Origin of the sequence: Bradyrhizobium pachyrhizi (assembly GCF_001189245.1) — a bacterium.
In the GTDB taxonomy this organism is placed as follows: Bacteria; Pseudomonadota; Alphaproteobacteria; order Rhizobiales; family Xanthobacteraceae; genus Bradyrhizobium; species Bradyrhizobium pachyrhizi.
This window is the reverse complement of the sequence record NZ_LFIQ01000077.1, coordinates 151,587-160,661: the sequence shown is the minus strand read 5'-3', so window position 1 is coordinate 160,661 and position 9,075 is coordinate 151,587. Positions and strand designations below refer to the sequence as shown.

The window sequence follows — 9,075 nt, the reverse complement described above, 5'->3', positions numbered from 1 at the left end:
CGTCTACTACGCCTTCATCCAGTTCGCCGGCTTCACGATGGGTAAGGCGGTTTCGCAGTTCGCTGCCCCCTGGAACGGTTATCCGGGCAACAACTACGACGCGCTCGTCGGTGGCGTGAACACCACCAACGGCATCAACCAGTTCACCTACACCGCGCAGTTCGGCAACGGCGTGTCGCTCGCTCTGTCGGCGCAGGACCAGGTTGCCTACATGCAGGCTGGCGTGAACAACCTCGGCGTCGGTGGCGCTTACGGCTCCAGCGACTACGCCGGCACGATCGCTCCGGACTTCGTTGCTGCGCTCAAGGTCGATCAGGCTTGGGGTATCTTCCAGGCGTCGGTCGCCGCGCATGACAACCACGCTGCCTACTACGGCGGCAGCGAGTTGACCGGTCATCCCGACGACAAGTGGGGTTGGGCTGGTGCACTGGCCCTGTCGATCAAGAACATCCCGACCGGACCCGGCGACACCATCAACATCCAGGGCGTCTACACGGACGGTGCGACCCGTTACAACATCCAGGAACTGGCCAGCCAGGCCGGCGCGATCGCCATCTTCGGCGGTTCGAGCCTGCCGGGCGTCTATGGCAGCGTTGGCTTCGGTACGGCACCCGACACGGTGTTCGGCCCCGGTGGTCAGCAGCAGTCCATCAAGACCTGGGGTATGCGCGGTGCGTACACCCACAACTGGGATCCCTACTGGAACACCAGCTTGTACGGTGCGTTCGCCGCTGTTTCGTACAACGACACGGCTAAGTCGCTCATCTGCGGCGTTGGTGGCGTCGGTGGTACGTTCCGTGCCGCATTCGCTGGCGGCGCTGGCGTGACCGCCTGCAACCCCGACTACAACATCGCGCAGATCGGCGTGATCACCCGTTGGACCCCGGTCAAGAACCTGACCTTCTCGGCCGACGTGACCTACTCGCACCTCGATCAGAAGTATGCCGGTATCATCACTACGTCGTCGACTGCTATCGGCAAGCCGACCGCGACCTACGAGCTGAAGGATCAGGACACTGTCCAGATGCTCTTCCGCGCTCAGCGCAACTGGTAATACCGGTTGATCTGATCACGATCCAACAGAACCCCGGCAGGCAACTGCCGGGGTTTTTCTTTGCGGAAGATTCCAAGGAGAGCTGAGCTGCGTCATTTCGGTCCACGCGAACGACGAAGACGAGCCATGCGATTCATTAGCCGCCGACTTATTTACTTACCTGATCTACTAAACTACATACGCCATGGCCAACACATTGAATGATGGCTCTTAGCTGGCTGCTAAGCCTCCCAAACCTCCGGCAATGCCCTGCCGGAGGTTTTTGATTCAAGGGCCCAGCCGGCGTCGACGATGGTGGCGCGCGCGGCCCGCGCAAGCTGCGGCCGGCGATCGGGTTGCCGTCGCCTTGCCGATTCGACGCCGTCAGGATTTGACGGAATCGATCCGCAGTGCATTCTCGCCATTCATGGGACGCTTCAAGAACAGCCGCCTGGCGCGCATGAGCAGCGGCCACTATTGCCTGATCCGGGATCTCGGGCTGGTGAAGGGCGGCAAGGGATTGCGGCACCATGAGGTGATCATCGATTTCTCGTGGCGCGGCCTGCTCAAGCTGGCCCTGAGCGCGGGTGCCGGCGTCCTGCGGCGGCGCGCATCCGTGCGCATCGAGACAGCCGAATAGCGCGGGGCCGCGTCATGACGCGGCTTGGTCTGCGGCCAGGATGCGCGCGACCATCGCGTGAGTCTCACGCGCTTCGCGAACAAGCATTCGAATTCGGGCGACGTGATCGCAGCATTGTCAGAGCTTCGCATATGACGATCGCGCGCTTTGCCACGCCGCGCGCTGCGCTTTGCACCGATTGCGATCAACGTGGTTCATCTGCGCAGGTGCCGTTGCGCTGCTTCGCTGGTGTTACCTCGGCGGCAGCGGCCGCGGTGGAAATTCCAGCCGCGATCGCCATCAGCGTTGTCGCGACCAATCTGTTCAGGATGTGCACGATCATCGTCTCCGATTGTCGATGTCGGATTGTTCGCAACGCGGAATGATTTCGTGGCCACCGTCTCAATCTGCTCCAAGCGGCTCACTTGCGCGTGAGAAGGCGCCGTTGCTGGGCGACAATTCGGTGAGTAAGGTGCCGCAGCCAAGCGGTTGGAGCTGCGATCCGCGCTCCGGCCGAAACAAAGAAGAACCAGGGCAACAAGAATAAGGGAAGGAACGGATCTCACATGAAGGATTTTGCCGGAAAGATCGCCGTCATCACCGGTGGCGGCACGGGCATGGGGCGCGAGCTGGCACGGCAGCTCGTTGCCGAGGGCTGCAATGTCGCGATGTGCGACGTCTCGGCCGAGGCGATGGCCGAGACCAAGCGGCTCTGCGAGGTCGAGAAGCTGCCGCAGGGCCTGCGCATCACGACCCACGTTGCCGACGTCTCGATCGAGGATCACTACAAGCGCTTCCGGGATGAGCTGATCGAGCAGCAGGCGACCGACAAGATCCACCTGCTGTTCAACAACGCCGGCATCGGTGGCGGCGGCAGCCTGTTCTCCAACACGCGCGAGCAGTGGGAGCGTACCTTCAACATCTGTTGGGGCGGCGTCTATCTCGGCGTCCGCACCTTCCTGCCGCTGTTGGTGAAAGCCGACGAGGCGCACATCGTCAACACCTCGAGCGTCAACGGCTTCTGGGCCTCGGTCGGCATGGGCGTATCGCACACCGCCTACAGCGCGGCGAAGTTCGCCGTGAAGGGGTTCACCGAGGCGATGATCAACGATCTCCGCCTCAATGCGCCGCATGTGAAGTGCTCGGTCGTGATGCCCGGCCATATCGGCACCTCGATCGTGTCGAACTCCCGCAAGGTGCAGAACGGCTCCGACCAGCTCAATGCCGACGAGCTCAAGCAGGCCCGTCAGCGTCTGCAGGGGCAGGGGATCGACGTCGCCAGGATGTCGGACGCCGACATCCAGCAGCTCGCGCTCGATCGCGCCCGCATCTTCCATAACGAGGCACCGACCTCGGCCGCGGCCGCCGCCAAGATCATCCTCGACGGCGTGAAGGCCGAGCGCTGGCGCATCCTGGTCGGCGACGACGCGCATCTGCTCGACGAGCGCGTACGCAAGACGCCGGAACAGGCCTACACGCCGGAGTTCTATCAAGGCATCGTAGCGGCGACCGGCTGGAAGGTCGGCTGAACGGCCGTCCCGCATCGCGTGCGGGACGGCTTCACTCAAGCGCTCCCCGCGCATCAAGCGCTATCCGCGCATCGCGCGTTGGCGCGATCCCGCTTGATAGGCGAGGCGGTAATGCCCTGAGCAATAGGGCATGCCGCCGAGCGGTGTGTTGCCGCAAAAGCAGAAATCATCGGCGCCCGGGGTGCTGATCGGCCAGCGGCAGCGCTGCTCGCTCAGTTCGAACAGCGAGCAGCTGTTGGCGCTGACGATCGGCGCATCGACGGGCTCTTGCTCGTAGACCGCCTGGAGCAACCGGAGCTGCTGCTTGGCAGTCGCCCTCTGCGCGGCGTGGGCGGCCGATTTCTTGCGCCGCGCCCGGCGTTCGTCCGGCGTCGTACGCGTGAGGTTCAGCCGCGACAGCTTGCCGATCACCGCATTGCGGCTGACGCCGATATTGACGGCGATGTCGCGGCAGGAGAGGCCGGCTTCAAAGTAGATTTTGAGTTGGTCGACGCGCTCCGGCGTCCAGGTCGGTTCGATGGCAATCATCTGACGGTTCCACGTTCTGTGTTGAACCGCCGCGCCGGCACACGCCTGAGCTCGCCACGCGATGACAAGCAATCGCGCCGTGATCTCATCCCCGTTTGAGCATGATCTCTTCGGAAAACCGGTCTCCACTTTTCCGGATCATGCTAGGGCGTGCGGCCGTTGTCGCGGATTGCAAGCAACCCGTCCTTGATGGCGAGCCGAATGCCTTCCTCGATCAATGTCCGTGCGACGCCCGGGACGCTCGTGCCGTGGGTGCCCTGTCTCACCAGCTTCTCGAGGTAACCAATGGTCGAGAGCGCCAGCGTGACCGGGACGCGGTCGGTTTCGGCCTTTTCCGTAGCCATGGTGAAACGCTTAACCCCGAACGCCTGTACTGAAAAGTATCTATTTAGAGTCTATTTAGGAATAAGGCAGTTCGTCAAGCCGTGGGCGGCAAGAAGCAGCCGGCCGCGCGCTCGCGCTGGAAGCGAGTTCCAGCGCGAGGGCATCATCGAATTATTGAGATGGATGAAGGCGTTAGGGCCGTAACTCGACCTTGACCGGGAACTTCTTGAGAAGCCGCTCAGCCTTTTCGGCCTTGTCCGGAGGCGCGCTCACGCTCAGGTACAGCCCGCGGGACGGATCGGTGATCGCGTCGACACTGACCTCGCCGGACAATCCTTCCAGCGCCAGCAGCTCGCGCGCGGCCTCGCCGGCGGCGATCTCGCGCAGCTTCGGCTTGAAGATCTTGCCGACCGGAGTCACCGGCATCTCGGGAATCACCGACACCACGCGCGGGCGCGCCGGCGGCTCCAGGATGTTGTCCTGCACGAAGGCTGCGAGCGCGTTCGGATCGATATGGGCGCCCGGCTGCGCCGAGACGAACAGCATCGGCACTTCGCCGGCGTAGGTGTCGGGACGCCCGACGGCCGCGGCAAGCGCCACGCCCGGAAACGCCAGCGCGGCGTCCTCGATCGCGCGCGGATCGATGTTGTGGCCGCCGCGGATGATGACGTCCTTGGCGCGGCCCATGATGTAGACGAAGCCGTCGGCATCGATCCGGCAGATGTCGCCGGTGCGCAGCCAGCCGTCGCGGAACGCCTCCTCGGTCTGCTTCTTGTCGACATAGCCGGCGAATACCTGCGGGCCCCTGGTCAGCAGTTCGCCGACCGGTGAGGGCCACGGTCCGGTGTGGAGCTTGCCGCCGTCGAGGATCGCAAGCTCGACCAGCGGATTGCGGGTGCCGACGCTTTCGGCGCGCGGCCTCACGCCGTGCACATCGTGAGTGATGGCACCGGCGAGTTCGGTCATGCCGTAGAGCTGCTGGATGCAGGGGCCGCCCCAGGTCGCAAGATAACGCCGCTCGATCTCGGGCGGGCAGATCGAGGCGCCGGTGGCGGTGACGCGCAGGGTCGAGATGTCGCTGTCAGCGACCGGGATATCGGCGAGGGCGCCGAGTATCGTCGGCACGTTGCCGGCGATGTTGATTCGGTACTTCTCGATGATCTGCCAGAAGTGTCGGACCAGCGCCGGATCGCGCGCGCCGGCGGGGCCGGGGATGACCATCGTCGTGCCGGCCGCCAGGGAATTGGCCGTGGTGCAGAACAGGCCGCCGACATGGAACAGCGGCATCGTGATCATCGCGCGCTCGCCGCGATGGAAATCGAGCGCCATCCGCGAGGATACGGTGGAGGCGACCATGGCGCGATTGGTGAGCCGCGCCACCTTCGGATGGCCGGTGGTGCCGCCGGTCGGGAGCATCACGGCGACGCGGTCGGCCTCGCTCATGTCCTTGGACTTGCCGTAGTCGTCGCGCCAGGCGGGATCAGGCCGCAGCACCTCGCCGTCGAAGGCGATGCTGCCGTCGAGCGGCACGATCACGATGCGCTTGAGGGACGGCACCTCGCGCTGCAGGCCCTCGACCCTCTCATAGAGCCCGCCCGGCAGGCCCGGCGGCGGCGTCAGCAACAGCCTTGCGTTGATCGCGTTGAGCTGGGCGACGATCGCTTCGCGCGTGAACAGCAAATTGAGCGGCTCGGCGACGCCGCAGGCCGCTGCGCCGAAGATCGCGACGACGGTCGCGGGGCACGCCGGGAGCAGGACAGCCACCGCGTCGTCCTTGCCGATGCCGCGCTTACGGAAATAGGTTTCAGCGGCCTTGATGCAGCCCATCAAGTGATCGTTCGAGATCACGACCGGGTTGGGATCGAGCGGCGAGCGCAGATAGATCGCGGCTTCAGCGTCCGGCGCGCCCTGCGGACCGCGGGCAATGAGGTCGAGGATGCGCGGGCAGGCGGCGAGCGTCTCCTGCATCTCCCTGTCGCGCGCAGCCTCGTCGGCCGGCGAAAGCCTGTCCTTCAGCATATCCGTCCCCGTCCATTCTTGTTCGTTGGGACGGGGATTGTATCGAGCCGGGCTCGCGGAACACAAGTGCGGCTATTTATCCACTTGGTCATTCCAGGCGGCTCGCAGAGCCGATCCTCAGGTGCGCGAATTGCGCACCGGAGAATCTCGAGATTCCGGATTCGATGCTGCGCATCGTTCCGGAATGACGTGCGTGGTTACCCGTGGACCACCGATTTGGCGATCATGCAGTGGATGCCCTTGGAGCCGTTGACCGTCTGCGTCACGCGCAGGTCGGCGGCCAGGCTGCACAGAGTGTAGGCGTCCTCACGCGACAGGTTGCGCTTCTCGCCGAGCAGCACGATCATGTCGCGCAGCGCCCGCACCACGCACTGGTCGAGATCGGGATCCATCGCCATGGTCATGTAATGATCTGCGGTCTCTGCGCGCGGATAGGCTAGCTTGATATCCTTGCGCAGTGTGAGGCGGAAGCGGCCGGTCAGCGCGGTCTCGATCGCGGTGACGCAGACCTCGCCGTCGCCCTGCACGCCATGGCCGTCGCCGCAGGAGAACAGCGCGCCCGGAACGAACACCGGCAGATAGAGCTTGGCGACGGCGCCGAGCTCCTTGTTATCGAGATTGCCGCCCATCGCGCGCGGGATCAGCGAGGAGATCCGGCCCCACGCTGGCGGCGGCGACACGCCCATCACGCCGAAGAACGGCTTGAGCGGCAGATCGAGCCCCCACGGCATGCGGCCGACCATGCGCCCGCGATCGAGCGGGATGTTGAGGACGCGTGTCTCGTGGAAATCGTCGGGCAGGGTGCCGGACAATGGCTTGATCAGATTGTAACCCCAGTCCTGTCGCAGCTGAACGTCGAGAATATCGACCTCGAGCACGTCGCCGGGTTCGGCGCCGGCGACCGCGATCGGACCGGTCAGAATGTGTCCAGGTACCATCCGCTCGCACTTCGCATGGATCTCGTCGAGCTCCGGCGGAACGAAGAATTTGCCGCGGTCGGGCACCACGTCCGGGCCGCCGCTGACGGTCTCGATCGTGATCTCGTCGCCACTCGCGACGGTCAGAACCGGTTTCAGCTTGGCTTCAAAGAAGCCCCAATGGCAGGTTTCAGGGCTCGACTTCAGATGATGATGGGTCATGTGACGGCTTTTGATTAGTTTCCCAGCAGCGTATGACGCTGTAGCAGAACTTCGCAGGGGCTTCTCTTGTTTTTTGTGCTCTCCAAGACGCTCGGCATCATGCTGCTGCCGATCAACTTCCTGATCGGTATCGGCGTGATCGGCACCATGCTGCTGTTGACGCGGTTTGCGCGCCTCGGCCGCAGGTTGATGGTGGCCGCGCTGCTGCTGCTCGCGATCTGCGGCTTCTCGCCGCTCGGCAATGTCCTGATCTCCACATTGGAGCAGCGCTTCCCGACATGGGACGCCTCGCGCGGCGCGCCGGACGGCATCATCGTGCTCGGCGGCTCGATCGATGCCGATCTGTCGGTTGCGCATGGCACGCCGGTGGTGCGCAGCGCGGCCGATCGCGTCATCGCGGCGGCGGCGCTCGCGCGCAGATATCCGAATGCGCGCCTCGTGTTCACCGGCGGCAGCGCGAACCTCATCTCGAACGATGCGCGCGAAGCCGACTATGCCGCCGAGATGTTCGAGGGGCTCGGCATTGGCAGGTCGCGATTGATCATCGAACGCCGCTCGCGCAACACGGTGGAGAACGCCGAGTTCTCCAGGGCGCTGGTCGATCCCAGGCCGGGTGAGCGTTGGCTGCTCGTCACCTCGGCCTACCATATGCCGCGCTCGGTCGGGCTGTTCCGCAAGGCGGGATTCAATGTCGAGGCCTATCCGGTCGATTGGCGCGTCGGCGATGTCTTCAGCTTCGCGACGCTTGCGATCGACGGCCTGTCGCGCACCGATCTCGGCACGCGGGAGTGGGTCGGGCTTCTGGCCTATCACCTGGCCGGCAAAACCGACGATTTGTTGCCGGGACCGGCTGCACGTTGAGGCTTGTCGCCTTCACCGGCCAATCCGGCTAACATCAAATCAACAGGCGGCGCCAAGCCGCCGCCCACGGGAGTTTTCGCCATGCAGCAACAGACACCGCCGGAACAGTTCGACCTCGGCGCAATCGTCACCGATCTGAACAATCTGCTGCGGCTGAAGACCACGGTGATTGGCATCAAGATGTTCGCGCGCGTCGAGGAGATGGAGGCGATCCCCAAGATCCGCCGTCCGTCGGCGGTCCACACCACGGACCAGATCGTCAGCATGGCCTCGCGGCTCGGCTGGACCGTCGGCATCACCGGCGACGATCTGGTCGGCGCGCAATGCCGCGCCGTGATCGGGCTCGCGCCGCAGGATGAGAAATGGCTTGCCGGCGAGAATTATGTCGGCGTCTGGCACGGCACTGCCGAAGACGCGCGCAAGCGTCAGGAGGCGCTCGACGTGGTGCCGTACGGCCAGTACCAGGCGATGGCGGTGAGCCCGCTGACCAGCGGACGCCTCAATCCGCCCGACATCTGCCTCGTCTACGCGACGCCGGGACAGATGATCATCCTGATCAACGGGCTCCAATATACCGGCTACAAGAAGTTCGAGTGGGGCGTGGTCGGCGAAACCGCGTGCGCGGATTCGTGGGGGCGGGCGCTGAAGACCGGCGAGCCGAGCCTGTCGCTGCCGTGCTTTGCCGAGCGCCGCTATGGCGGCGTGCCCGACGAGGAGATGCTGATGGCGCTGCCGCCGGCCTATCTGGTGAAGGCGATCGCCGGCATGAAGCAGCTTGCCAAGAACGGTTTGCGCTACCCGATCGCGCCCTACGGCATCCAGGCCGACGTGCGCGCCGGCATGGGCGTATCGTACAAGAAATAGCGCATTGCGTTGCCGCGCCCGCGATGACAAAAGGGCGCCCAATTCGCTGCGCAGGGAGCCTGAGCCATGTCCTCGTCGAAACTCGACATCGTCGTCTATGGTGCGACCGGCTTCACCGGCCAGCTCGTCGCCGAATATCTCGCGGCACATTATCGCAAC

General features: G+C 64.5%; 11 protein-coding genes. 7 read left to right on the top strand and 4 right to left on the bottom strand.

The features are described 5' to 3' along the window. From AKL29_RS16880 to AKL29_RS16865, 4 genes are all read left to right on the top strand, one after another. The coding region (locus AKL29_RS16880) for a porin (protein WP_244482099.1) at positions 1-1,054 on the top strand (1,054 nt) is incomplete at its 5' end. Between the two features lie 439 nt (positions 1,055-1,493). Continuing rightward, on the top strand, positions 1,494-1,673 hold the full coding sequence (locus tag AKL29_RS16875) for a hypothetical protein (protein WP_050999539.1): 180 nt from the start codon (positions 1,494-1,496) through the stop codon (positions 1,671-1,673). Positions 1,674-1,804: 131 nt separating this feature from the next. Continuing rightward, positions 1,805-2,038: a hypothetical protein gene (locus AKL29_RS16870; protein WP_050384923.1), complete on the top strand. Its 234-nt coding sequence runs from the start codon at positions 1,805-1,807 to the stop codon at positions 2,036-2,038. Between the two features lie 180 nt (positions 2,039-2,218). Then, positions 2,219-3,181, top strand: coding sequence for an SDR family oxidoreductase (locus tag AKL29_RS16865; RefSeq protein WP_050384922.1), 963 nt, complete (start codon positions 2,219-2,221; stop codon positions 3,179-3,181). 60 nt (positions 3,182-3,241) lie between these two features. Here AKL29_RS16865 and AKL29_RS16860 read toward each other — a convergent pair whose 3' ends face one another. The 4 genes from AKL29_RS16860 to AKL29_RS16845 form a co-directional block, all read right to left on the bottom strand. Continuing rightward, entirely contained in the window at positions 3,242-3,709 is a 468-nt protein-coding gene (locus AKL29_RS16860) for a GcrA family cell cycle regulator (protein ID WP_050384921.1), read from the bottom strand. Between the two features lie 143 nt (positions 3,710-3,852). Next, positions 3,853-4,053, bottom strand: coding sequence for a hypothetical protein (locus AKL29_RS16855; protein ID WP_016844973.1), 201 nt, complete (start codon positions 4,051-4,053; stop codon positions 3,853-3,855). A gap of 172 nt (positions 4,054-4,225) precedes the next feature. Further along, a complete protein-coding gene (locus tag AKL29_RS16850) occupies positions 4,226-6,052 on the bottom strand; it encodes an AMP-binding protein (protein WP_050384920.1) in 1,827 nt (608 codons plus the stop codon). 197 nt (positions 6,053-6,249) lie between these two features. Continuing rightward, a complete protein-coding gene (locus tag AKL29_RS16845) occupies positions 6,250-7,191 on the bottom strand; it encodes an acetamidase/formamidase family protein (RefSeq protein ID WP_050384919.1) in 942 nt (313 codons plus the stop codon). 66 nt (positions 7,192-7,257) lie between these two features. Here AKL29_RS16845 and AKL29_RS16840 point away from each other — a divergent pair, with 66 nt between their 5' ends. The 3 genes from AKL29_RS16840 to AKL29_RS46670 all read left to right on the top strand — a co-directional run. After that, positions 7,258-8,052, top strand: a complete 795-nt coding sequence (locus tag AKL29_RS16840) for a YdcF family protein (protein WP_082190608.1) — start codon at positions 7,258-7,260, stop codon at positions 8,050-8,052. An 81-nt stretch (positions 8,053-8,133) separates the two neighbouring features. Next, entirely contained in the window at positions 8,134-8,916 is a 783-nt protein-coding gene (locus tag AKL29_RS16835; RefSeq protein WP_038385424.1) for a DUF169 domain-containing protein, read from the top strand. 66 nt (positions 8,917-8,982) lie between these two features. Beyond that, positions 8,983-9,075: hypothetical protein (locus AKL29_RS46670; RefSeq protein WP_430648879.1), on the top strand; the 93-nt coding region annotated here is incomplete at its 3' end.